Annotated in this window: 21 protein-coding genes and 1 pseudogene; 4 read left to right on the top strand and 18 right to left on the bottom strand. The window is 48.0% G+C overall.

Features of this window, described 5'->3' with window-relative positions; genetic code table 11:
* Positions 1-9: 9 nt before the first annotated feature.
* On the bottom strand, positions 10-999 hold the full coding sequence (locus tag DEU29_RS00110) for an NAD(P)H-quinone oxidoreductase (protein ID WP_133538168.1): 990 nt from the start codon (positions 997-999) through the stop codon (positions 10-12).
* Positions 1,000-1,110: 111 nt separating this feature from the next.
* Here DEU29_RS00110 and DEU29_RS00105 point away from each other — a divergent pair, with 111 nt between their 5' ends.
* On the top strand, positions 1,111-2,754 hold the full coding sequence (locus DEU29_RS00105) for a tetratricopeptide repeat-containing response regulator (protein ID WP_133538167.1): 1,644 nt from the start codon (positions 1,111-1,113) through the stop codon (positions 2,752-2,754).
* Here the strand turns inward: DEU29_RS00105 and DEU29_RS00100 are convergent.
* The 16 genes from DEU29_RS00100 to rpsB form a co-directional block, all read right to left on the bottom strand.
* Entirely contained in the window at positions 2,746-3,600 is an 855-nt protein-coding gene (locus DEU29_RS00100) for a pirin family protein (RefSeq protein WP_133538166.1), read from the bottom strand. The genes DEU29_RS00105 and DEU29_RS00100 overlap by 9 nt on opposite strands.
* An 11-nt stretch (positions 3,601-3,611) precedes the next feature.
* Complete coding sequence (locus DEU29_RS00095; protein ID WP_133538165.1) at positions 3,612-4,544, bottom strand: glutathione S-transferase family protein; 933 nt, start codon at positions 4,542-4,544, stop codon at positions 3,612-3,614.
* 65 nt (positions 4,545-4,609) lie between these two features.
* Complete coding sequence (lpxB, locus tag DEU29_RS00090) at positions 4,610-5,779, bottom strand: lipid-A-disaccharide synthase (protein WP_133538164.1); 1,170 nt, start codon at positions 5,777-5,779, stop codon at positions 4,610-4,612.
* Positions 5,780-5,797: 18 nt separating this feature from the next.
* Positions 5,798-6,565, bottom strand: coding sequence for an acyl-ACP--UDP-N-acetylglucosamine O-acyltransferase (lpxA, locus tag DEU29_RS00085; protein ID WP_133538163.1), 768 nt, complete (start codon positions 6,563-6,565; stop codon positions 5,798-5,800).
* Positions 6,565-7,020 (bottom strand): 3-hydroxyacyl-ACP dehydratase FabZ, encoded by a 456-nt coding sequence (gene fabZ / locus DEU29_RS00080; protein ID WP_133538162.1) that lies wholly within the window; start codon positions 7,018-7,020, stop codon positions 6,565-6,567. Before fabZ ends, lpxA begins: the two co-directional genes overlap by 1 nt.
* Before the next feature lie 12 nt (positions 7,021-7,032).
* Positions 7,033-8,061, bottom strand: coding sequence for a UDP-3-O-(3-hydroxymyristoyl)glucosamine N-acyltransferase (gene lpxD, locus DEU29_RS00075; protein ID WP_133538161.1), 1,029 nt, complete (start codon positions 8,059-8,061; stop codon positions 7,033-7,035).
* A 3-nt stretch (positions 8,062-8,064) separates the two neighbouring features.
* Positions 8,065-8,580 carry an OmpH family outer membrane protein gene (locus DEU29_RS00070; RefSeq protein ID WP_133538160.1) on the bottom strand — a complete coding sequence of 172 codons (516 nt, stop codon included), beginning with the start codon at positions 8,578-8,580 and terminating at the stop codon, positions 8,065-8,067.
* Positions 8,581-8,631: 51 nt separating this feature from the next.
* Positions 8,632-11,115, bottom strand: a complete 2,484-nt coding sequence (gene bamA / locus DEU29_RS00065) for an outer membrane protein assembly factor BamA (RefSeq protein WP_133538159.1) — start codon at positions 11,113-11,115, stop codon at positions 8,632-8,634.
* A gap of 30 nt (positions 11,116-11,145) precedes the next feature.
* Positions 11,146-12,501: a sigma E protease regulator RseP gene (gene rseP / locus DEU29_RS00060; protein ID WP_133538158.1), complete on the bottom strand. Its 1,356-nt coding sequence runs from the start codon at positions 12,499-12,501 to the stop codon at positions 11,146-11,148.
* On the bottom strand, positions 12,494-13,687 hold the full coding sequence (gene ispC, locus DEU29_RS00055) for a 1-deoxy-D-xylulose-5-phosphate reductoisomerase (RefSeq protein WP_133538157.1): 1,194 nt from the start codon (positions 13,685-13,687) through the stop codon (positions 12,494-12,496). Before ispC ends, rseP begins: the two co-directional genes overlap by 8 nt.
* Before the next feature lie 3 nt (positions 13,688-13,690).
* Positions 13,691-14,554: a phosphatidate cytidylyltransferase gene (locus tag DEU29_RS00050; protein WP_133538156.1), complete on the bottom strand. Its 864-nt coding sequence runs from the start codon at positions 14,552-14,554 to the stop codon at positions 13,691-13,693.
* 3 nt (positions 14,555-14,557) lie between these two features.
* The gene (gene uppS, locus DEU29_RS00045) at positions 14,558-15,331 is read right to left on the bottom strand and encodes a polyprenyl diphosphate synthase (protein WP_133538155.1); all 774 of its coding nucleotides are present in this window, start codon (positions 15,329-15,331) and stop codon (positions 14,558-14,560) included.
* A gap of 78 nt (positions 15,332-15,409) precedes the next feature.
* Positions 15,410-15,967 carry a ribosome recycling factor gene (frr, locus tag DEU29_RS00040; RefSeq protein ID WP_133538154.1) on the bottom strand — a complete coding sequence of 186 codons (558 nt, stop codon included), beginning with the start codon at positions 15,965-15,967 and terminating at the stop codon, positions 15,410-15,412.
* Positions 15,968-16,000: 33 nt separating this feature from the next.
* A complete protein-coding gene (gene pyrH, locus DEU29_RS00035; RefSeq protein WP_133538551.1) occupies positions 16,001-16,741 on the bottom strand; it encodes a UMP kinase in 741 nt (246 codons plus the stop codon).
* Between the two features lie 118 nt (positions 16,742-16,859).
* On the bottom strand, positions 16,860-17,738 hold the full coding sequence (gene tsf, locus DEU29_RS00030) for a translation elongation factor Ts (protein WP_133538153.1): 879 nt from the start codon (positions 17,736-17,738) through the stop codon (positions 16,860-16,862).
* A gap of 14 nt (positions 17,739-17,752) precedes the next feature.
* Positions 17,753-18,484, bottom strand: a complete 732-nt coding sequence (rpsB, locus tag DEU29_RS00025; protein WP_133538152.1) for a 30S ribosomal protein S2 — start codon at positions 18,482-18,484, stop codon at positions 17,753-17,755.
* Between the two features lie 265 nt (positions 18,485-18,749).
* Between rpsB and map the strand changes: the two are divergent.
* From map to dapD, 3 genes and pseudogenes are all read left to right on the top strand, one after another.
* A pseudogene (map, locus tag DEU29_RS00020) lies at positions 18,750-19,550 on the top strand (type I methionyl aminopeptidase); the annotation flags it as partial.
* A 20-nt stretch (positions 19,551-19,570) separates the two neighbouring features.
* Positions 19,571-22,213 carry a [protein-PII] uridylyltransferase gene (glnD, locus tag DEU29_RS00015; protein WP_133538150.1) on the top strand — a complete coding sequence of 881 codons (2,643 nt, stop codon included), beginning with the start codon at positions 19,571-19,573 and terminating at the stop codon, positions 22,211-22,213.
* An 8-nt stretch (positions 22,214-22,221) separates the two neighbouring features.
* Entirely contained in the window at positions 22,222-23,052 is an 831-nt protein-coding gene (dapD, locus tag DEU29_RS00010; RefSeq protein WP_133538149.1) for a 2,3,4,5-tetrahydropyridine-2,6-dicarboxylate N-succinyltransferase, read from the top strand.
* Positions 23,053-23,291: 239 nt separating this feature from the next.
* Here the strand turns inward: dapD and DEU29_RS00005 are convergent, their stop codons facing one another.
* A complete protein-coding gene (locus DEU29_RS00005; protein ID WP_133538148.1) occupies positions 23,292-23,987 on the bottom strand; it encodes a hypothetical protein in 696 nt (231 codons plus the stop codon).
* Positions 23,988-24,155 lie beyond the last annotated feature (168 nt).

Genomic DNA, 24,155 nt, shown 5'->3' with positions numbered 1-24,155 from the left:
TCTTTTAGGTCAGTTCTGGCTATCCTCCAATTCAGCTATTTTCACAACGACTTTGCCCTGACTGTTATTGCCTTTTAAATAGGCTAGCGCATCATTGATTTCGCGCGCATCAAACTGTTTATCAAGTATTGGCCTGACCCGCCCAGCACTGAATGCTTCTGCAAACTGCTGCCACATTGCAGTCAAGATTTCCCCTTTTCGAGCACTGGGCAAGGCCCTTAGCGTTGACCCCATTAGCTGCTGTCGCTTCATTAACATGCGACCAAAATCGACGGAACCTTCGCGACCGCCCATCAAGCCAATCAATATAATGCGGCCGTCCTGGTTAAGAATTTTTTGATCCCGTGCAATCGAATCACCTGCAACAGGGTTGAGAATAACATCGACACCGCCATGTGCTTTGAGGATCTCAACGTAATCCTGTTGCTGCCGATTTATCGCTTTGGTGGCGCCAAGTGTTTCGCAAAAAGCACACTTATCGTCACCACTCGCGGTAACATAAATAGGATTGCCTTGCTCTCGGCATAACTGTATCAGCGCACTACCAACACCGCTGGCACCCGCGTGCGCAAACACCACATCGGTCGTGCTTAGTTGAGCCAGCATAAAGACATTTAAATAAGCAGTAGCAAAGGTCTCCAGCCAGGCAGCACCTTGCGCCAGACTCCAGCTTGGCGGCAATGTTAATACCTGGTGCTGGCTAACAATTACCGACTCGGCATAGCCACCGGCGGCCAACAAAGCCGCGACGCGATCACCAATGTTTAACTTGGTTACATCGCTGCCCACTGCGGTCACAATTCCCGAACATTCTAATCCCGGCACCGATGATGCCCCGGCAGGCGGCGGATAGGCGCCGGCTACTTGCATAAGATCGGCACGATTAACGCCGGCAAACGCGATACGAATTTGCACCTCATCCGCCGCTAATTGTTGCGGTTGTACATCGGCATCGGTCTGCCATTCAATCTGTCCATCTTTTATCTGGGCTGCTAACATAAAAAACCCCTCAGCTTTTTAAGCAAAAAGTCGATAAGTACCGTAGTAAAGCGACGCAATAGCGATTAACCTAACATGGTCAGTGAGTTAAAAGGATAACAATAAGACATCATGAGTGAGTCTGTCGAACTCGCCGATAAGCGCGTCTTGATTATAGAAGATCAGAAAGCTTTTCAGGTGATGTTAAAGGGATTACTACTGAACCTTGGCGCCAAGGAAGTTGAAGCTAAACGTACCGGCGAAGCGGGTATCGCTGCCTATGTGCGGCGACCATTCGACGTTATGTTGGTGGACTACAACCTTGGCCGCGGTAAAAATGGCCGTCAGGTACTGGAAGAGCTTAAGCACCGCGGTGTTTTAAAAGAAGACACGATATTTTTTATTATCACCGGTGATAATACCCGCCCCATGGTGCTGAGTGCCCTCGAACACCAACCCGATGATTACCTGACAAAGCCATTCTCGCATCGCGTACTGCGCTCGCGCTTAGTGCGTGCCTACAAGCGCAGAATGTGGCTTAAAGATGTTTTCCGTTCACTGTATCAGCAGGACTACGATGCCTGTATTAATGCCTGTCAGCGCCATATTGATTCACAAAGCCGTTACTCGGGCTACTGTCAAAAGCTGCAAATTGAACTGTTTAATAAAACCGGGCGACTGGAACAGGCCGAAGCCGCGATTAAACAGGTGATGGCAGAAGGCAAACAACCGTGGGTTCAGCTAAAACTGGCTGAAGTCCGCCTATCGCAAAAGCGCCCCGAAGATGCCCTGCAGATTGCCGAAGCTGTGTTAAAGAAATTGCCCAATGCTATCGAAGCCCAGGACATTAAAACACAATGCTATTTGCTATTAGAGAACAACGAAGAAGCACTTAGCAGCGCGCGGCAATCGATTAATATGGCACCGTTCTCGATAAATCGCCAGACGCAGCTAGCTAACATTGCTCGTGATAACGGCGACTTTGAGATTGCCAAACAAGCAATGAATAACGTGTTACAGATAGCACGTACGTCCGTCTTCAGAAACGTTCAACACCTGTGTAATTATCTTCGTGCGATATTAGATGCTGCCGAGCATGCCGAAACACGCCAAAAAGTCGCAAAATATCAAACCGAGGCAACCATGGAGCTGCAACGGTCACGATATGACGAGAATGTGGTGTATTCTGAGCTGTCGTTTGAAACACTCGAGTCAGTCCTGGTCTCACGAATCGATGCCTTTAATGGTCGTTTGCGTGAAGCACAGCAGTTGCTTAATAAGGCAGTCGGTGATGATTTATCTAACAACAACCCGGTGCCAACCGAGCTGTTGGCCGACGTTATTATTGTATTACTCGACCTCGGCGAATTTGAAAAAGCTAATGAATTAGCTGCTGCAGCTGACGGCGACGATGTAATCGATTCCTACACCCGCAAACTGTTGTCAGAGCGGCGTGAGCTGGCAGCAAAAACCGAGGCCGCCTTCAGAGATGTTCACCAGCGCGGTATTCGTTTGTACGAACAACATAAATATAAAGAAGCATTGGCCACGTTTAAAGAGGCACAACAGCTGGCTCCTTTAAATAGTGGTGCAGCGCTGAACTATATTCAAACCGCTGTAAGTTATTGTCAGAATACCGGCAAAGTCGAACTGGAAGTGTTGAAGCGGGAATGCGCCAATTGTTTTAAAACGCTGCAGGGACTGCCGCTATCGGACAGTCACAAACAGCGTTATAACTATTTACAGGAACAAACCAGCAGCCTCGGCCTACGCTAATTTCTGGTTGGCCGCCAGCGTCCCGCGTTGATAGTCGTTAATAGCCTGTTCAATTTCTGCCGACGAGTTCATTACAAACGGGCCATATTGAGCAATTGGCTCGCCAATGGGTTTTGCTGCCAGCAGCACTACCCCGGCTTCATCTTGCGCCGTCAACGTTAGTGCTGCTTCGGTATCAAGTTGTAATAACTCACCACGCTCAACGCGCTCGCCATTGAGGTCGATTGAGCCCTTGTAAACATAGGCCAGACGCTGTTGCTGGCCCTGTGATGGTAAGCTGACCTTCGCATGAGGTTGTAATATCACATCCAGCATTAAAAACTCACGACCCGGCGCGCTAACCGGACCTGTTTTATCAGCATAATCGCCGGCAATTACACGTATGCGGCTGTCGGGCGTGCTAATTTCAGGTATCGTCGCCGCAGGATAATCATGCCAGTCAGGGTCTGACAGCTTTTCCGCTGCCGGCAGGTTAACCCAAAGTTGAAAACCCCACATCAGGCCTTCTTCCTGTTTTGGCATTTCAGCATGAATAATGCCCCGCGCCGCTTTCATCCACTGCACTCCGCCCGCTTCCACGATACCGGTGTTGCCAACCGAATCTTTATGCTCCATCTGGCCGGCAAGCATATAGGTCAGTGTGCAAAAACCACGGTGCGGATGCGGCGGAAAACCAGCAATGTAATCATCCGGATTGTCTGAGCGAAACTCATCCAGCATCAAAAACGGATCCTGATGCTTTAAACCCGGTTGATTGATCACCCGCGTTAGCTTAACACCGGCACCGTCTTGCGCCGGCATTCCCCGAAAACGACCTGTTATCGCTGGCTTGTTTTTATCTGACATAACACACCTCATTAAACGGGCTGCATGAAATCAATATCCGGACCAACCGGCACGACTTGTGTTGGGTTGATAGTTTTGTGACTACCATAATAATGCCGTTTAATGTGATCCATCACCACTGTCTCGGCAACTCTCGGATGCTGGTACAACTGTCGCACAAAGCGCCAGGTGCCGGGGTAATCAACAATCCGCCGGCGGTTGGTCTTAAAATGACCAAAGTAGACTGCATCAAAACGTACTAACGTGGTAAACAGCCGCCAGTCTGCTTCGGTCAGCTGATCGCCGGTAAGAAACGTCTGCTTCGATAAAATGTCCTCAACCCGGTCAAGCGCGGTAAACAAGGCTTCATAAGCCTCCTCGTAGGCGTCTTGCTGGGTTGCAAAACCACACTTATAGACGCCGTTATTAATGTCGTGATACACCCACTCGTTAATCGAATCAATCTGCTGTTGAAGTGACTCGGGATAGTAGTCGTCGTAATTTCCGGTCAAATCATTAAAAGCACTGTTAAAAATGCGAATAATCTCTGCCGACTCGTTATTAACAATGGTTTGCTCTTGTTTGTCCCACAACACCGGAACGGTTACACGCCCCGAGTAATTTGGATCCGCTTTAAGGTATAGCTGATACATGAAGTCGCTGTCGTAAAGTGCGTCGTGTAACGGCTTATCCGCAAATTCCCAGCCATTTTCTAACATCAGTGGGTGTACGACAGAAACATCGATGTGCTGTTGCAATCCTTTCAACTGACGAAAGATGAGCGCCCGGTGAGCCCAGGGACAAGCGTAAGAAACATATAAATGATAACGTCCGGACTCGGGCTTAAACCGGCCATCGGCAGTAATCTGATCACGAAACTGAGATTCGCTCCGCACGAAGCGTCCACCATGTTTTTCGGTGTCGTACCACTTATCGTGCCACTGACCATCGACTAATAATCCCATAACACCTCCTGCATTTTGAATAGCTACAGTTTAGCGTCTATTTTTTAGTGTTATTAGCGGTAAATTTAGGCTTTTTGGTTCGATTTTTTCGAATTAATTAACGATAGGGTAGCGTCTGCAGCGATATCGCTGGCATTTACTTTTAACTGCCGATGTAAATCAGTAAAAGTACTAATCAACGACTCATTACTGGATTGCATCAATGCCTGCAACTGCTCGGTTAAGGCCTCTTCTGTGGCCTCGTCCTGTGCCAACTCCGGCACTAACTTTTTGCCAGCCAATAAATTAGGCAACGAGAAAAACGGCGCGTGAAAAAGTCGCTTTATTAACCAGTACGTGACCGCGCTAAAGCGGTAGGCCACTACCATCGGCCGCTTAATTAGCATTGCTTCCAGCGCAACGGTACCCGACGTCAGCAACAAATAATCAGCCGCAGCCATGGTTTCGCGACTGTTGCCCACCGTTATCGTCAACGGCAGATCGGCGGCAAGCTGTTGGTGCATTTCCCTGAACTGCTCAGCACGGGCGTCGCTGATCATCGGCGCAATAAATTGCAGGTTCGCATGTTGTTGATGCAAGCGCGCCGCAACAGTCAGAAATAAAGGCCCCATGCGCTCGATCTCGCCCGTGCGGCTACCGGGAAGTAGCGCTAACATCGGCGACTCAAGTTGAATATTTAGTTCCTCCCTTGCCGATTTACACGGCCATTGCATCGGGATCTGATCGGCTAATGGATGGCCAACAAAGGTAGCCGGCAATTGATGCTGGTCATAAAACTGCTTTTCGAAAGGCAACAAGCACAACATGTGGTCGACTGATTTCTTTATGCCTTTAATGCGTCCTTTGCGCCATGCCCAAACCGATGGACTGACGTAATGGACGGTCGCAATACCCTTTTGTTTTAGGCGTCGTTCAACCGTTAAGTTAAAGTCCGGCGCATCTATACCAATCATAACGTCCGGTTTTTGCTCTACCAGATAGTTGACAAGATTTTTACGGTGCCGCAATAGCTTGGGTAAATGAGCAAGTACCTCGGCAATGCCCATTACTGCCAGGTCATCCATTGGAAAGAAGCTGGCTAAGCCCTGCTCTGCCATAAGCGGCCCGCCGACACCGACAAAACGAACAGGCACACTTGATTGAGATTTAATAGCGCGCATTAAACCGGCGCCAAGCAAATCGCCGGAATGTTCTCCGGCGACAATAGCTATCGTGAGCGACTTGTTTGACGTCATAATGGGATGTGAGGCGAGTTACGGCCGAATAATGCCGCGTTGGCTATGCTGAACAAACTGACAAAACTCATCTAACGATGGCTCATTTAATTCAGCGATCCGCGCAAGTGCTTCATCGACCGTCAAATTATTACGGTACAACAATTTATAAGCGCGGCGAATATTTTGGATCTGCTCGGGTGAAAACCCACGTCGCTTTAACCCTTCACTGTTAATCGTGCGAGGTCGGGCGTTATGGCCCTGCGCCATAACAAACGGCGGAATGTCCTGCACAACTATCGAGTTTACCGCACAAAAACTATGAGAGCCGATGTGACAGAATTGATGCACACCGGTCATACCACCAAGTATAACCTGATCGCCAACATGGACATGCCCTGCCAGCGTCACCTGATTTGCCAAAATATTATGGTCACCGATAATGCAGTCATGAGCAACGTGCACATACGCCATCAATAAATTATCTGAGCCAATTTTGGTCAGGCTTTGGTCTTGTACGGTGCCCCGATGGATAGTGCAGGATTCACGAATTACGTTACGATCGCCAATTTCAAGTCGAGTCGGCTCGCCCGCATATTTCTTGTCCTGGCAATCTTCTCCAACCGACGCAAACTGGTAAATGGTATTGTCCTGACCAATAGTCGTCGGCCCTTTAATAACAACGTGCGAGCGGATATCACAATTATCGCCGATGGTGACATCGGGTCCAATGATTGAATAGGGACCTACACGGACATTTTTGCCAAGCGATGCACCGCTATCAATGATTGCCGTTTCGTGGATCACTAGACTTCCCTTCTCGCACAAATGATATCAGCGCATGCAGCCAATTCGCCGTCTACTTCAGCGCGCCCGGAAAACTTCCAGATACCACGGCGCTCTTTTTCGAACGTCACATGAAAGTGCACCGTATCGCCGGGAACTACCTGGCGCTTAAAACGCGCATTATCGATACCCGCAAACAAGTACAAGTCATTAGCGTCAGATTTCTGCTGAGTAATTTTAAAGCCCAGTAACCCTGCCGCCTGAGCTAAACCCTCTAACAGCAATACGCCCGGAAAAATGGGTTTACCGGGAAAATGCCCATTAAACATGGGTTCATTAAAGCTGACATTCTTTATCGCATGAATGGCATGCTCACAATCACATTCGATAACGCGATCGATCAATAAAAAAGGATAACGGTGTGGCAATAAGTCCAACACACCTTGTATATCGAATCCAGACTCCGTGGCTTTCACATCATCTCCTGGTTATTCGTTGTCATTTTGTTGCTGTTCCAGCGTTTTGACGCGTTTAAACAGATCATCTAACTGACGGAAACGCGCACCGTTGCGGCGCCATTCGCGATGGCCGGCTGCAGGGATACCTGAGGCGTAAACACCGGGTTCCGTAATGGCTTTTATCACCATTGCAAAGCCCATGATCTGCACGTCGTCACAAACACTAATATGGCCGTTAATCGCCGAAGCTCCACCGATCATACAGCGCTTACCAATCCGGCAACTTCCGGCTAACACGGTGCACCCGGCTATGGCAGTGTCTTCATCGATAAACACGTTATGTGCAATTTGGCACTGATTATCGATAATACAACCGTTGCTGATAATGGTGTCGTCCAACGCACCCCGATCAACCGTCGTTGATGCGCCAATTTCAACCCGATCGCCGATAATAACCCGGCCAATCTGCGGAATCTTAAGCCACTTACCGTTTTCTGGTGCCCAACCAAACCCATCAGCGCCGATGATGGCACCTGAGTGAATATTACAATCGGCACCAATTTGGCACTGATGATAAATGTGTACGCCCGACCAGACTTTGGTATTGTCGCCAATAACGACATCGGCACCAATATGAGTATGCGCGCCAATACTGACGTTAGCGCCAATAGTTGCGCCCGCCTCAATCACTACATACTCGCCTAATGAGACGTTGTCACCAATTATTGCACGCTCGCTAACCTTCGCAGAAGCGGCAATACCCTCGGCCGGGGCCGGGGTTGTATCTAGTAGTTGTGCCACTTTGGCAAACGCCGCGTATGGATTATCGACCACTATTGCATGGCTGATACCACTCCCTTCATCGTCTTTAGGCGACAACAAAATAGCGCCCGCTCCAGACTCTGCGAGTTGGTTTTTATAACGACTGTTTGCCAAAAAGGCCACTTGATGAGCGTGTGCTGACTGCAACGTACCCACCCCAGTAATAGTAAGGTTCGCGTCGCCGCGAACCTTACCACCAACATGATCTGCTAACTGCTGCAGGGTATACTCAGCCATCCATTAATTACCTGATGACATCTGTGTAACTACCTCGTCAGACAGATCGTTATCTGCTTTCATGAAGGCAACTGCGTTGCTTTCCAATACCAAGTCATAATTCTCTTTCTGAGCAACGGCATTAATCGCTTTTTGTACTTTACCCAGCAACTCATTGCGTTCTTCCTGCTGGCGGCGACGAGTGTCTTCCTGCAGTGCTTTTTGCTTAAGTTGTGCTTCCGAGATCAACTGCTCTAACTCACGGTTTAGTTGAGTTTTCTCTTGGTTTGACATGATAGCTGCATCACGCTCTTGCTTCTGGCGAAGCTCCTGAACTTTCTGTTCCAGTTGACGCATTTCTTCAAAACGATCTTCAAACTCGGCCTGCAGATCTTGTGAGATTTGCTCACGCTGAGGCAGTTGTTGGAAAATCGACATCATATCGACTACGCCAATTTTCTGTTGCGCTTCTGCTGCACCAGCAAATAATGTAGTTGATAAAGCAACGGCCACTGCGGTTGTCTTGATTAAAGTTTTCAAAGTTAACTCCTCAAATAATGTTGTTCGCTGTTCACGATTAATTATAGTTTATCAGAATGTAGTACCAATATTGAACGAGAATACCTGTGTTTCATCGCCTTCAACTTCTTTCAGGGCGCGACCCAACGAGAACGTTAACGGCCCCATCGGCGAAATCCACTGCACTGACACACCAGCCGAAACACGGAAGTCACCCGGATCGCTGTAGTCTGATAGCTGCTGGCTGTTACCAATTAACTCCAGATCTTTATATTGGTCATAATCAAATTCAGTATCCCACACTGTTCCCACATCAACAAATACGCTGGTACGAACACTGTTTCGCATACCCTCATCGATAAATGGCGTTGGTACAATTAACTCAATACCACCCACGACCTTAGCATTGCCACCCACGGCGTAACGGCTAACCTGCACGCTTTCGGCACCAACGCCTTCAGGGTAGCCCCCCGGTAAGCCGGTCCAGTCTGGTGGGCCGGACACTTGGTCTGCGAAACTATAAATAGCTCTCGGACCAACGGTGTTAGGTTCAAAACCTCGTAAATCGCCCTGACCGCCGACACGGAAAGACTCCCAGAACGGCAACAAGAAGTCATTACCGACATCATCTTCGCCATAACCGTTACCATAACCGATATTAAACCGTGTAAGCAGTGACCACTGCTGGTCATCAGATAATGGTAGATAATATTTAAAGTCGTAATTAGCTTTAAAGTACTGAATATCACTAAACGGCGCCGACACTTCAACTGAAGCACGCTGCGATGAACCCGATGTCGGGAACGTACCGCGGTTAAGCGTTATACGCTGCCAACCGGCATTAAACTCATAGATATCGAAAGCTACACCTTCGTCAGGGTTCTCGCGATCCAGGAACGCCGAGTAAAACTTACGGATCTGTTCATAGCCATCAACATTACTTACTTCCTGCTGCTTGTAGCCAACACCGAAGTTAAAGCTGTTGATTTCGTCAACCGGGAAGCCGATATTTGATGAAACACCATAGGTTTTCTGGTTATAACGAATCAAGTTTTCCGCCTGACCCGCATCAAACTCACTCATATAAAGCTGGCCGGAGAGGCTAACGCCATTGATGGTAAAGTACGGGTCGGCATAAGAAACACTAAAGTTCTTATTAAAACGGCTAGTCGAGACGTTAATTCCGGCACGGTTACCCGTCCCTAAAAAGTTATTTTGCTGAATACCGGCATTAAGTTGTAAGCCAGAGTAGTCACCATAGCCAATACCAGCATTAAAAGAACCCGATGGTTGCTCTTTAACTTTATAAGTAATGTCGACCTGATCGTCGCGGCCGTCTACCTTTTGTGTAGAGCTGTCGACGGTCTCAAAAAAGCCCAGTCGCTCCAGGCGGATTTTGCCCTGTTCAACCTTGTCATCAGATAGCCATGCGCCTTCGAGCTGACGCATCTCGCGGCGTAAAACACGATCCTGGGTCAGGCTGTTACCTTCAAAATTTATACGGCGAACATAAACGCGGTTACCCGGTTCTATCGAGAAGGTTAACTTAACAGTCTTATCGGCATCGTTACGCTCAGGTATCGCACGTACCTCCGGGTACGCATAACCAAAGCGGCCATAAAAACGCGAGATCATATCCTCGATATAGGTGACCTGAGCGGCATTATACAGCGTGCCTTCCTTGATGGTGGCAATGCGCTCAACCAGTTCGTCATGGCCTTTTAGATCACCCATCACGTCGGTACCGCTAACACGGTATTTTTCGCCTTCATCGACGTTCATGGTAATGTAAATGCCTTCCCGGTCGGGAGTCATCGAGACCTGCACTGACTGCACGCTAAACTGCAAATAACCGCGGTCACGATAAAATGACTCAAGTGTCTCCAGGTCGCCACTAAGCTGTTCTTTCTGATAGCGCTTCTCGCCAATAACATTCCACCAGGGCAGATCGTCCTTCAATTCAAAGGCATCGAGTAGCATCTCGTCGGGAAACGCGTTATTACCGACAATATTGATCTGCGCAATCTCAGCCGCATCGCCTTCATCGAAGTTCATCAACAACTCGACCCGGTTACGAGGCAGCTCGACCACTTCTATAGTGACCTGAGCATTATATTTGCCGACGCTATGGAAGAAGTCTTCCAGGCCCTTTTCGATGCCTGAGATGGTTGTCCGATCAAGCGGCTCGCCGACAACAATATTGTTGTCTTGCAAACTTTGTTCAAGCTGCTCGTCTTTGATGTCTTTGTTGCCGTCAAACGTAATTTCAGCAATAGTCGGGCGTTCGCTGACCTGAAATACTAAGGTATTACCGTCGCGCTTAACTTCGATGTAATCAAAGTGGGTAGATGAGTACAGTGATTTGATGGCACTGCGGATCTGCATCTCGCTGACATCATCACCAACACGCACTGGAATGTAAGTCAACGCAGCACCAAGCGCTACCCGTTGTAACCCTTTGACTTCTATATCTTCAACGACAAATTCTTCTTGTGCATGCACCGGCGATACCGCCGCTGCTACTAAGGCACTCACTAACAGCTTTTTAAACGTCATTATAAATAGCTACTTATTGTTGATTCTAAATCAGAACGCGTATCGAACGATATCATTGCTTATCGCCAGCACCATTAAGGCAAAAACAAGTGCGGCGCCAATCCGATAGCAAATATCCTGCACTTTTTCCGAAATGGGCTTTCCTCGTGCCCATTCGACCACAAAAAAGGCCAAATGACCGCCGTCTAAAACCGGCAGGGGCAACAAGTTGATGATACCTAAATTAACACTTAAGAGCGCAAGGAAGCTAAGAAAATAGACAAAGCCATTACCGGCACTCACGCCAGCTCCTTCCGCGATACTTAGCGGTCCTGCTAAGTTTTTAACCGATACATCGCCGGTTAATAATTTTCCAATCATCTGGACGCTAACAACCATCAGACTCCAGGTCTGTTCAGCGCCTTTCATTAAGCCGCCGACAATACCATATTGATGATTAAATACATAATCCTCAGGCATCGGTTCCGTCTTCGGCACGATGCCAAGGTAACCTATGACATCGGAACCCTGTTCACGTTCCCCGACCGTCACAGAAATTTGTTGCTCTTCGCTATTACGCTGTATCAGTAAGTTCAATACTTTGCCCGGCGATGAGGCGATAATATCCGTTAATTGCTGCCAACTATCAATGGCTATGCCATCGGCGCGGATGATGGTATCGCCTGCCTGCAAGCCAGCTTCAGCAGCAGGTGATTGCTCCATCACTTGTGCCAACTCGGTATAAACAGCCGGTTGATAAACAGAAATACCTAAACTGCCAAAGGTTGACTCGGTTTCCGGATCAAATTGCCAGTCATCGATATCAAGTGTCTTCAGGCGTTGCTGGCCATCTGCTGAGCTGACCACCAGGTCGACACGTTCATTACCAATTGCCGACATTAAACCTAACTGAACCTGTTGCCAGTCGTAAGCCTCGACGTTGCCCACCCGCACGATTTCCTGACCACGCTGTAAGTCAGCCTGCTCAGCAATGGAACCGGCGGCGACATCGCCAATAACGGGTTTTACCGTCGGCACACCAATACCAAACATGAGCCACAGTACCGCCACTGCCAAAATAAAATTGGCAATGGGACCGGCAGCAACAATCGCAAAGCGTTTATAAACTGACTGCGCGTTAAACGACACTGCCTTATCTTCCGGCTTTACCTCGTCGACCCGCTCGTCCAGCATGCGCACATAACCACCAAGCGGGATGATGCCAACTTGATACAGCGTCCCGTCTTTTGCTGTGCGCGACCAAATAGCACGACCAAAGCCCACTGAATAGGTTAATACTTTTACACCGCAGCGGCGGGCAACCCAAAAATGCCCAAACTCATGAAAGGCAACCAAAATGCCAAGGGTTACGGCAAAAGCAGCGGCATACCATATAAAATCAAGCATGGCTCACCTGCTTAACACGTTGATTGGTAAGTTCTCGCGCCAGTGTGTCTAAATCCATTAATGCCTCGATACTGTCGCAAACAGCAAGCGTTTGGTGTTGTAATGTCCAATCGCAAGTTTCTGCAATCTGAGTAAAACCAATATGACCGTTTAAAAAAGCATCCACTGCCACTTCGTTAGCGGCATTAAGTACCGTGGTGGCACTTTGCCCCTGCCAGCAACAGTCTATCGCTAATTGCAGGCAAGGATAGCGTTCGCTACCAGGCTGCTTAAAGGTCAGCGCGCCCAGTTCGGCAAAGTTAAGACCTTTAACGCCACTTTTAATGCGATCAGGAAAGCCGAGCGTATGCGCGATGGGCGTTCTCATATCCGGCTCACCTAACTGAGCGATGACCGAACCGTCTACGTACTGCACCATCGAGTGAATAACACTCTGCGGATGAATGACTATTTGCAACTGTTCTTTAGTGCAATTAAACAACCAGCGGGCTTCGATGTATTCCAGACCTTTATTCAGCATAGTGGCCGAATCGACCGAAATTTTCCGTCCCATTGACCAGTTAGGGTGATTACAAGCGGCTTCCGGTGACTGCGCAGCCAGCTCTGTCAACGGGGTGTCCCGAAACGGTCCGCCGGAACCGGTAAGCAAAATATGATCAATGCCGGCAGCGCCCAAATCCATTTTCCCTACTTGCTGTTGCTGTAGCTCAGGCAAACACTGGAATATTGCATTGTGCTCGCTATCGACGGGTAAAATCGTTGCCCCACTGCGGGCTGCATGCTGAATAAAAAGCTCGCCACTGACAACCAACGCTTCCTTGTTTGCCAGCAACACGGTTTTACCACTGTCGATGGCCGCTAACGTTGGCTTTAACCCCGCCGCGCCCACGATTGCTGCCATCACGACATCAACAGATGCCGCCGAGCTAACCTCTGCCAGCTGAGCAGAGCCAACTAGCACCTCGGTGTCTGAGCCTGCCAACAACTGACTTAATGCCTTTGCATGCTCAGCATTACCGATTACCGCATACTGCGGCTTAAACTCGTGACACAACTGCGCCAGTTGTTGATATTGGTTCATCGCCGTTAACGCGAACACAGAGAATGACTCACGATGACGGCGAATCACGTCCAGCGTATTTTGACCTATCGAGCCCGTGGCCCCTAAAACCGTTATACTGCGCATGGGTTAATGCAGAAACTCCAGATAAGCAAGCGTAAATATAGGTACTGCAGCTGTAAGACTATCTATGCGATCTAAAATTCCACCGTGGCCGGGCAAAATCGAACCACTATCCTTAACCCCTGCCGCACGCTTAAACATACTTTCGTTTAAATCACCAAATACAGACGCGACAACAGTAAATAATCCGGTTAGGTAATATCCGGTAAACTGATCAGCTGGTATTTTGGTCCAGTGCGAAACTACCATCATCACCACAAAGGCCAAACTGATTCCACCGCACAAGCCCTCCATGGTTTTACCCGGACTCACTGCAGGCATCATTTTGTTGCGACCATAACGCACACCCGCAAAGTATGCGCCAACATCTGCAGCCCAAACCAATAACAGGATAAATAGCACCACCCAACCGCCAAAATACGGCTGCACGTCAATATTGATTGATCTGACAGTGACCAGAGCGGCCCAGGTAGGAACAAAAATGAGTAAACCAAATAGCCCGACTATAGAACGAGTTCGCGACCATAATCGTCGGCTGGAAGGATAATTAACGATAAGGGCTAACGCACAAACCCACCAGATACCGCCGACCAAAATAGTGTAATAAATGAGGGGGTCAAGACTGCCATCGGTCCATAAATGTTGGTAGGGAACTAACAAGCTCAGGCCACCAATAATGACCCCTACAGCTACCGTGTAAGCAATGCGGCCGGACTTTTTGGTAACGCCCATCAACGGTGACCATTCCCAGGCGCCCAGCATAATGACCGCCTGAATAAATAGTGAAAAGCCCCAAAGTGGCAATAGAAAAACCGCATATAATGCGACAGGTATTAACAGCAATGCTGTGAGTATTCGTTGTTTTAACAAAAATTATTCCTCTACCCGGGTTTCCAGGGTTTGCATGACACTGTCAAGCTGTTCACTTGTTAAACCAAAGCGCCGCTCACGTTTCGCAAACTCGGCAATCGCCTGCGAAAATGTCTGATCATCAAAATCTGGCCACAATACAGGCGTAAAATACAACTCCGCATATGCCGCCTGCCACAAAATAAAATTACTAATGCGGCACTCGCCCCCTGTCCGAATCAACAAGTCTGGTGACGGTTGCCCTGCTAATTGTAACTGTTGAGCAAATAGTTCAGTCGATATATCACTGCTGCGTAACTGTTTGTCTTCAACTTTCTGCGCCAGCGCTTTAGCTGCATTGGCAATATCCCATTGCCCGCCGTAATTAGCTGCAATATTTAATGTCAGTGCGGTATTCGCTGCAGTTTTTTCTTCCGCCGTCCTTATTTGTCGTTGCAACCGTTCAGAGAACCGTGTTGTGTCGCCAATAATTGTCAGCTTTATATTGTTTTCGTGCAGCTTTTTAACTTCGCGTTTAAGCACTGTCATAAACAAATCCATCAACACCGACACTTCTTTTTCCGGCCGCTGCCAATTCTCGCTACTAAACGCAAATAGCGTCAATGACTGAATACCATTGCGGCGGGCAAACGCCACAGCGCGCCGCACGGCTTCAGCACCGGCTTTGTGGCCAAACGTACGTAATTTTCCACGCTGTTTCGCCCACCGGCCATTACCGTCCATGATAATTGCTACGTGCTTTGGTACTAATTGCTGTAGCGATGGGAGTGTTGTCATGCTTCTGCCATAAATAATAAAAACGCCGCGCGAGAATATCTTACACGGCGTTTAACACCAAATGAATACGCTTATTCCCTACACTTCCATGAGGTCTTGTTCTTTTGCCTTAAGCGCTTCGTCGATCTGCTTAACATATTTGTCAGTGATCTTTTGGATTTGTTCCTCAGCAGCGCGTTCTTCGTCTTCGGTTATTTCTTTTTCTTTTAATAACTCTTTAACGTCGCTGTTGGCATCGCGGCGAATATTACGCACGGCAACACGGCCCTGCTCGGCTTCGTTACGCACAATTTTTACTAAGTCGCGACGGCGTTCTTCAGTTAACGGAGGCAGAGGAATACGAATAACTGTGCCTGCAGATGCCGGGTTTAAACCCAGATCTGAAGTCATAATCGCTTTTTCTACCGCTTGTGTAGATGACTTATCAAATACCGTCAGTGCCAGTGTGCGAGAATCTTCTGTAGTGATATTGGCCAGCTGCTTAAGCGGCGTATCAACCCCATAATAATTCACCATGACACTATCAAGAATGCTGGGATGGGCTCGCCCTGTGCGTACTTTTGACATTTGTCCGCGCAGCGAATCAACGCTTTTTTGCATGCGCTCTTCAGCGTCTTTAATAATTTCATTTATCACGTTGCTATCCTTTCTTTAATTCTGTTACGAATTTTAATCGTTACCCGCGTCTTTACTGATCAGTGTACCTTCTTCTTCACCAAGAATCACTGACCGCAGTGCACCGGGTTTATTCATGTTAAACACGCGAATCGGTAAACCATGGTCACGTGCTAACGTAAATGCCGCTAAATCCATCACTTTGAGCTGTTGTTGCAGGACGTCATCATAGTTGATGTGGCTATAGAGTTTTGCATCCGGATTATTAACCGGGTCAGCTGAATATACTCCATCAACCTTGGTGCCTTTTAACACCACTTCCGCTTCGATCTCGATACCGCGTAAGCAGGCCGCTGAATCTGTGGTAAAGAACGGATTACCAGTACCAGCAGAAAAAATAACCACACGTCCTGACTTTAATAAACTAATGGCTTCTGCCCAGTTATAACTATCACAAACACCCGTCAATTCGATGGCCGACATCAAGCGTGCATTCACAAAAGCTCGATGCAGTGCGTCACGCATCGCCAGCCCGTTCATTACCGTAGCCAGCATACCCATGTGGTCACCAACAACGCGGTTCATACCTGCCTTTGCCAGTCCCTCACCACGGAATAAGTTACCACCACCAATGACTAAGCCAACCTGAACACCAAGTTCAACGAGTTCTTTTATCTCTTGTGCCATACGATCCAGCACTTTGGCATCAATACCAAACGGCTCATCGCCCATTAGCGCTTCGCCACTGAGTTTTAACAAAATACGTCGATAACTGGGTTTCGGGTGGGTGCTCATCATCGCCTCGCTATAGCTGTTTGTTAATGGTTTCACATTTACTTAAAAAAAACCGCGTCCTGAACCATCAAGACGCGGTTTTGTTCATCACTTAGGGTTGCGACCCAGCCACAAAGAATTAACCTTTGCTCGCTGCCGCCACTTGAGCTTGAACTTCAGAAGCAAAATCTTCTTCTTTACGCTCAATACCTTCACCCACTTCGAAGCGCACAAATGTAACTACGTCTGCGCCTTCTTTCTTCAACAATTCACCAACGGTCATTGAAGGATCTTTAACGAACGGCTGGCCAGTCAGGCTGATTTCGCCAGTAAACTTACGCATACGGCCTTCAACCATTTTCTCAGCAATCTCTTTTGGCTTACCGCTTTGCATAGCGATATCAACCTGGATTGCGCGTTCTTTCTCAACCACTTCAGCGTTAACATCTTCAGGCTTAACGAATTGCGGGCTGCTTGCTGCTACGTGCATGCAGATATCGCGAGCCAGATCTTCGCTACCACCGGTCAATGCAACTGCAACACCGATGCGAGCACCGTGAGTATAAGTTGCTACCAAGTCGCCATCTTCAAGTGTTGTTACACGACGTACTGCCATGTTCTCACCGATTTTAGCAACTAAGTCTTCACGAGTTTTTTCAACGGTTTGGCCACCGATGTCAGTTTCACGAAGTTTTTCAACGTCGTTTTCTTTGCTCGCAAATGCCGCGTTGATGACTTTGTCACCAAAAGCTAAGAAGCTGTCGTCACGTGCAACGAAGTCAGTTTCGCAGTTAAGTTCAACCAACGTTGCCTGGTTACCTTCAGATTTTACTAAGATAACGCCTTCAGCTGCGGTACGGCCCGCTTTTTTAGCTGCTTTCGCCTGACCGCTTTTACGCATCAGTTCAATCGCCGCTTCCATATCACCGTCGACTTCCTGCAATGCTTTTTTGCAGTCCATCATGCCAGCGCCAGTGCGCTCGCGCAGTTCTTTTACCAGAGCTGCAGTAATTGCCATGGTTTTATCCTCGATTATTCTTCAGTTGCTTCAACAAATTCGTCAGCGTCTTTTACGTCACCTTGCGCAGAACCCGCTTCTTTTACAGCAGAAGCAGCAGCGTTCAAGTATAACTGTACCGCACGAATTGCGTCGTCGTTACCTGGAATGATGTAGTCGATATTGTCTGGATCAGAGTTGGTATCAACAACAGAAACGACTGGGATACCCAGGTTGTTCGCTTCTTTAACCGCAATGTGCTCGTGATCAGCGTCGATAACGAACAATACGTCAGGCAAACCGCCCATGTTTTTGATACCGCCAAGGCTCTTCTCTAACTTTTCCATTTCGCGGGTGTTAACCAGCGCTTCTTTCTTGGTCAGCTTTTCGAAGGTACCGTCCTGGCTCATCGTTTCAAGGTCTTTCAGGCGCTTGATTGATTGACGAACTGTTTTCCAGTTGGTCAACATACCGCCTAACCAGCGATGGTTTACAAAGTACTGGTTACAAGCAAGAGCCGCTTCTTTAACTGGCTCAGCTGCGGCACGCTTAGTACCAACAAACAGGATTTTACCTTTGTTAGAAGCAACGTGCTGTAAGTAGCTCAACGCATCGTTGAACATTGGCACAGTTTTTTCTAAGTTGATGATATGAATCTTGTTGCGAGCGCCAAAAATGAACGGCTTCATTTTTGGGTTCCAGAAACGGGTTTGGTGACCGAAGTGGACACCTGCTTTAAGCATGTCACGCATTGACACGTTTGCCATAATCTTTTCCTTTTGTAGGGGTTAAGCCTCCATATACCCCATAACACGACCCTGAAACCTGTTGGTTTGCAGAGCACCCCGTATTACGTGCCGGTATATGTGTGGTTTAAGTTAATTAATAAATGTCTTTTGACAGCCTTCAAAAAAGGCGCGCAATTTATACCATAAGCAGCGTACGAACACAACATAAACAGGATAGCGAAAATACCGCGCGGCTGGTAAACTATGGCTTTATTATAACGACTGCAATTTCGATAAAGAGAGAGCCGTACGAATGGATATATCGATTAAAACCCCTGAAGAAATTGAGAAGATGCGTGCCGCCGGGCGTTTAGCTGCCAGCGTGTTAGAGATGATTGGCGACTATGTTAAACCGGGCGTTACCACAGAAGAGTTGGATGATATTTGCCACAAATACATCACCGACCACGGCGCCTACCCTGCTCCGCTCAATTATCACGGCTTTCCTAAGTCCATTTGTACATCGGTAAACCATTGTGTTTGCCACGGCATTCCGGGGCCAAAAAAGTTGAAAGATGGCGATATCATGAATATCGACGTAACGGTCAAGCTCGACGGCTACCATGGCGATACCTCTAAGATGTTTGTGGTGGGCAAACCGTCAATTTTAGCCGAACGCTTAAATCGCGTTACCCAGGAGTCACTTTATAAAGCCATTAAAATGGTCAAACCCGGCATTCGCTTGGGTGATTTTGCCGAAGTTATCCAGCAGCACGCCGAAAGCCACGGCTATTCAATCGTACGAGAATATTGTGGCCATGGTATTGGCGCAGTCTTTCACGAAGACCCGCAAATAGTACATTACGGTAAAGCAGGTACCGGCGAAGAACTCAAAGCAGGCATGTGTTTTACCATCGAACCTATGGTTAATGCCGGTAAGCGCCATACCAAGCTAATGAAGGACGGCTGGACGGTACTAACGAAAGACCGCAGTCTGAGTGCCCAATGGGAACATACCCTATTGGTGACAGACGATGGTGTCGAAGTGTTAACGCTGCGTGCCGAAGAAGAACAGGAATTACCGCGTGTTATTAGTCACGGCTAAAACAGCATAAAGGATAACTCATGATACAACCGGTTGCTTCAGAACAGCTCGCTCAGGAAGACTTTTACAGTCAGTGGCCGGCAGTGGCTGAGGCACCGGACCGGGAAACTTACCAACAACTATTAGAGCGTTACCGGCAATGGGCCGAGCAACAGTTTATTACCGCCGACATCGATGAGTTAGTGCATCACCGCTCGACTTTTTTCGATCAGTTACTGCAACGTTTATGGCAGCAGTTTGAACTGAATAAAGAAACCGTCGCGCTAATCGCGGTAGGCGGGTACGGCCGACAAACGTTGCACCCCGGTTCCGATATTGATTTATTGATTCTGGATGACACGCAGTCGGCTACAGCCGCAGGTAAACTGACCGAGTTTCTGACTTTTTTGTGGGATCTGCATTTGGATATCGGCCACGCGGTGCGCAGCGTCAATGACTGCTTTGCGCAAGCAGCCAATGACATCACCATCGCCACCAACCTCATAGAAGCCCGTTATTTGTGTGGTGACGAGTCTATTTACCAACGCTTTCAGCAACAGTTGGTCAGTGACTTTCCCTGGTCCAGTCGTGACTTTTATCAGGCAAAACTGGCTGAGCAAGAACAGCGACATCAGCAGTATCACGGCACCTCTTATAATCTTGAGCCCAATATAAAATCCAGCCCCGGTGGCCTGCGTGACATTCAAACGATCGGCTGGATTGCCAAACGTCACTTTCAAACCCACTCCGACGAGAGCCTGGTTGAGTATGGGTATATGACAGCCGACGAGTTTGTTGAGTTACGGGACTGCATGAATTGGCTGTGGCGTATTCGTTTTGCACTGCACCTGGAGGTAGGCAAGCGCGAAGATCGGCTGCTATTTGATTTTCAACCGGGCGTCGCCGTGCGTCTGGGTTATGGCACCGAAGGCAAGCAGTCGGTTGAGCTGATGATGAAGGACTATTTTAAAGTGGTTCTGCGGGTCAGTGAACTTAACCAAATGCTGTTACAGTTTTTTCAGCAAGCGATTCTGGGCGCGCAGGACTTGCTGGATTCGTCCGACCTTGATGACGACTTTGCCATTACCGGACAGCTGCTGACCGCGCGCCACGACGATGTATTCAATGATAACAAAAACCTGATCAAAGCCTTTTTACTGATCGCTCAGCACCCTTACATCAAGGGTATTCAATCGCACACTATTCGACTGCTTCGTAATGCACGTGCCAATTTAACCGAGCCGTTAAGTTACGATGCCGAATGTCGGCAGCTATTTTGCCGTTTGATAGAACATCCCCAGGGCTGCGGCCGCGCATTTTCGCTGATGCATCATCACAGTGTTATGGCGAGCTATTTACCCCAATGGCAGCAAATTGTCGGACAAATGCAGTTTGATTTGTTTCATGCCTACACAGTGGATGAACACACCTATAGATTGGTGCGCAACTTATACCGCTTCAGCGATCCCGACTTTGCCGGTAAGTTCCCGTTGTGCGAATCGTTAGTGGTAGCTATGGAGCGCCGCTATTGCCTCTACTTAGCCGGCGTTTTTCATGATATCGCCAAGGGGCGCGGTGGTGACCATTCCGAGTTAGGTGCAATGGATGCGCGCAACTTTTGCCATCAGCACGGTTACAGCGATGACGACGCAGAGCTGGTTGCCTGGCTGGTCGAGCAGCATTTAACCATGTCGGTTACAGCGCAAAAACGAGATATCCATGATCCTGAGGTGGTACAGGAGTTTGCCAACAAGGTACAAACTAAAGAGCGGTTGGACTTTTTGTATTGTTTGACGGTTGCAGATATTCGGGCCACCAATCAGTCGTTATGGAATAACTGGAAAGCGACTTTGCTGGAAGAGCTTTACAATGCCACCCACTACCTGCTGTCCCAGAATAGCAGTACACCGACACTGGATGTGCGTAAAAAGATCCAACAGAATAAAGCTAACGCCATGGCGCTGCTGCTCAGTGCCGGTTTTGACGAAAAAGCGATTAATGCGCTGTGGGGCCGCTTTACCGCTGATTACTTTTTTCGCCATACCCCTGAACAAATTAGCTGGCACTCACAGCATATTTTAAGCCTTGCACCGGAGCAGTTGCCGTTAATTCTTATCGGCGATGAAAACAACTACGGAACCACCGAGTTGTTTATTTACCATCAAGAACAGCAAAATTTATTTGCCTCGGTCGCCGGCGTGCTGGATGCGCAGCAACTCAGTATTCTTGATGCGCAAATTCTGGCAACCCGCGATGGCTTTGTTATGGATACTTTTGTGCTGTTACAGCGCGACGGCAAACCCCTGACCAGTGCAGCGCGCATCGAGGAAGTAAAACAACACCTGCTGGACGTTTTGCATCATCGCTTAGCGATACCAAAAACACACCGCCCGTTGTCTCGGCGAATGAGAAACTTTGAAGTAAAAACACGGGTTAAGTTTTTATCCAGCAAACATCAACGCCGCACGACTTTTGAGTTGACCACGCTTGACCGACCCGGGTTAGTCGCTAAACTGGCGGCCATCTTACAGCGCCTAGATGTCAGTGTACTGGCGGCAAAAATAACCACCATCGGTGAACAGGCCGAAGATTTATTTATTGTGTCTTCAAGCGATAACGAAGCCTTATCAGAGATACAAAAAGAAGCACTTAAACAACAGATTATCGAAGAATTAGACTATTAGGAGCGACAATGCCAATCGATTATTATAAACAAAAAATTACTGATGCTTTCGAAAACCGCGACCAGATAACGCCGCAGTCAGACGACGATGATTTGCGCGAAGCCGTACGTTATATCATCGATAAAATCGACCGTGGTGAGCTGCGTGTTGCAGAAAAGCTTTCAGGTGAGTGGGTTGTGCATCAGTGGCTTAAAAAAGCGGTGTTATTGTCGTTCCGTTTAAACGATAACTACCTGATGGAAGGCGGCGAAACTCGTTTTTGGGACAAGGTACCGGCCAAGTTTGCCGATTACGACGCCGCACGTTTTCGTGCCGAAGGCATGCGCGTAGTGCCTCCCGCAATGGTGCGTAAAGGTGCGTTTATTGGCCGTAACGTGGTGGTAATGCCCTCTTACGTGAATATCGGAGCCTATGTCGGTGACGGTTCTATGGTAGATACCTGGGCCACCGTCGGCTCGTGCGCACAAATCGGTAAAAACGTGCATTTGTCGGGCGGAGTTGGTATCGGTGGTGTATTAGAGCCACTGCAGGCTAACCCAACCATTATCGAAGATAACTGCTTTATCGGTGCCCGCTCAGAAATCGTAGAGGGCGTGATTGTCGAAGAAGGCGCAGTCATCTCGATGGGCGTTTACATCGGTCAGAGCACCCGTATCTACGACCGCGAAAACGACAAAATACTTTATGGTCGTGTTCCTGCAGGTGCTGTCGTAGTGCCGGGATCATTGCCTTCTGCAGATAAATCACACAGTTTGTATGCAGCTATTATCGTTAAACGTGTCGACGCAAAAACCCGCGCTAAAGTAGGTATCAACGCGCTGCTGCGTAGCGCTGAGTAAAAGATAGGCAGAACGGTTTAACGGCGGTAACTGACGGTAATCAAGAGTTTAGGCTTTTTCTTACCGTCGCCGCCAATATCGTTTCCGTAACAACCGCATTCGGAACGAAGTAGTTCGCTTGATATCACCACGCTCTAGGTCGGCTTTGTGCCAGGAGCGGACGTTAACGCTGCCAGCACGCGCGGCTTTGTATTGGAGGCGAAGCCGCAACTGAGAAGCCGTCGCCGTGCCTGGCCTTGTTAAGCATGCTTTTCAATAAATTCGTTGCACTGATTTTCATAGTCTTGTTTTACAGGCTCCTCATCTATATGCGTCCAAGTAATACGGAAAACGATGTGGTTACAAATTGCATGAAGATATATCGCTTCTAATTCATAGTCTTCTGGCTTGTTTGGATTCCAAGCCTTTTTATTCCTTTCGCTGTGATGATGCAGTTCTCCTCTAAGATCTACTATGTAATCGATAAAGTCGTCATAGCTTTTGTAAGCTTTATTTGTCCCTTGTTTAGCTAATAGTTCTTTATTGAGTAATCCTTGTAGTGACTCAGTCACAGCGTGATCAAATGCGTCTTTTAGTTCATTTGAACACTTCAGCTTCTGCTTAATCTGGTTCCCACGCCATTTACCATCACCAAATCTCGATTCTAAAATCAAATAGAAGTCGTAAATAGCATCAATGTATTCTTTACTCTCCATATCTATTGTTCCTTTTCGGTAAAAACTGGAAACAACAGACTCTCTTGCCCCATCCCAAGACTTAATAATAGCCCGTGCAGCAAGGTCAAAAGAAAGTGGTGGAACATCATTTATACTCATCCTTTCGGATTTAACAGAGAAATTTTTAATATGAAGTTTTCTTTCTTCTTCTTGTGTTTCAGGTAACCAAGAAATCTCGAAGTTCCGCTTATCAATATACTTAAGGCCCCAGACGGACATCAAAGCCTCTATTCCTCTCAAATTTCTTTGTACGATGCATGTTTCGGATGAATCCGAACACTCATTTCGGTTGAATCCGATCACCCATTTCGGTTTAAACCGATCACCTGTTTCGGTTTTATCCGATCACTTTTAGCCTTTTTCCGAAATCACTGTTCGGATTGCCGA

The organism is Idiomarina aquatica, assembly GCF_004362895.1.
GTDB lineage: Bacteria > Pseudomonadota > Gammaproteobacteria > Enterobacterales > Alteromonadaceae > Idiomarina.
Note: the sequence above shows the minus strand (reverse complement) of the source record. Positions and strands in the feature narration are given on the sequence as shown.

Bases quoted from the DNA above. Each gene is read 5' to 3' on its own strand.
- lpxD (WP_133538161.1), bottom strand. From the start codon at position 8,061: ATGGCTGAGTATACCCTGCAGCAGTTAGCAGATCATGTTGGTGGTAAG.
- ispC (WP_133538157.1), bottom strand. From the start codon at position 13,687: ATGCGCAGTATAACGGTTTTAGGGGCCACGGGCTCGATAGGTCAAAAT.
- DEU29_RS00095 (WP_133538165.1), bottom strand. From the start codon at position 4,544: ATGGGATTATTAGTCGATGGTCAGTGGCACGATAAGTGGTACGACACC.
- glnD (WP_133538150.1), top strand. From the start codon at position 19,571: ATGATACAACCGGTTGCTTCAGAACAGCTCGCTCAGGAAGACTTTTAC.
- DEU29_RS00105 (WP_133538167.1), top strand. From the start codon at position 1,111: ATGAGTGAGTCTGTCGAACTCGCCGATAAGCGCGTCTTGATTATAGAA.
- DEU29_RS00110 (WP_133538168.1), bottom strand. From the start codon at position 999: ATGTTAGCAGCCCAGATAAAAGATGGACAGATTGAATGGCAGACCGAT.
- tsf (WP_133538153.1), bottom strand. From the start codon at position 17,738: ATGGCAATTACTGCAGCTCTGGTAAAAGAACTGCGCGAGCGCACTGGC.
- rpsB (WP_133538152.1), bottom strand. From the start codon at position 18,484: ATGGCAAACGTGTCAATGCGTGACATGCTTAAAGCAGGTGTCCACTTC.
- lpxB (WP_133538164.1), bottom strand. From the start codon at position 5,779: ATGACGTCAAACAAGTCGCTCACGATAGCTATTGTCGCCGGAGAACAT.
- DEU29_RS00005 (WP_133538148.1), bottom strand. From the start codon at position 23,987: ATGTCCGTCTGGGGCCTTAAGTATATTGATAAGCGGAACTTCGAGATT.
- pyrH (WP_133538551.1), bottom strand. From the start codon at position 16,741: ATGAGCACCCACCCGAAACCCAGTTATCGACGTATTTTGTTAAAACTC.
- dapD (WP_133538149.1), top strand. From the start codon at position 22,222: ATGCCAATCGATTATTATAAACAAAAAATTACTGATGCTTTCGAAAAC.
- uppS (WP_133538155.1), bottom strand. From the start codon at position 15,331: ATGACAACACTCCCATCGCTACAGCAATTAGTACCAAAGCACGTAGCA.
- bamA (WP_133538159.1), bottom strand. From the start codon at position 11,115: ATGACGTTTAAAAAGCTGTTAGTGAGTGCCTTAGTAGCAGCGGCGGTA.
- DEU29_RS00100 (WP_133538166.1), bottom strand. From the start codon at position 3,600: ATGTCAGATAAAAACAAGCCAGCGATAACAGGTCGTTTTCGGGGAATG.
- rseP (WP_133538158.1), bottom strand. From the start codon at position 12,501: ATGCTTGATTTTATATGGTATGCCGCTGCTTTTGCCGTAACCCTTGGC.